The following is a 262-nucleotide window of genomic DNA, read 5'->3' as shown; positions in this document are numbered from 1 at the left end:
ATAGCAGGATTCAACCCAACATCCAGCATAACCTTCGGTGAAAGGCTGTAGCTGATGGGGATCCACGTTCAAAAGCTGCTGTTTAGCTTCTTTGAGCGTTAACGGCACGCGGGTAATGAAGCGTTGTTTTTGCTTATGCAGTGAAGTTATTGCCTCTTCGCTATAAAGGGCGGCATCGGCGACAAAGTAGCGGCTGTTCTGCGCGGCTTTCAGGCAACGAATATGATGTTTTGTGAATTCTGTGAACGCCCGGGTATCATTG

The 262-nt window shown here is 48.5% G+C and carries 1 pseudogene; it reads right to left on the bottom strand.

The window, feature by feature from the left end:
• Positions 1 to 262 (bottom strand): annotated as a pseudogene (locus tag ACGF5R_RS24860) (IS1634 family transposase); the annotation flags it as partial.

The sequence above is a fragment of the Photorhabdus sp. RM71S genome (assembly GCF_042879355.1).
GTDB classification, from domain to species: domain Bacteria; phylum Pseudomonadota; class Gammaproteobacteria; order Enterobacterales; family Enterobacteriaceae; genus Photorhabdus; species Photorhabdus kayaii.
Note: the sequence above shows the minus strand (reverse complement) of the source record. Positions and strands in the feature narration are given on the sequence as shown.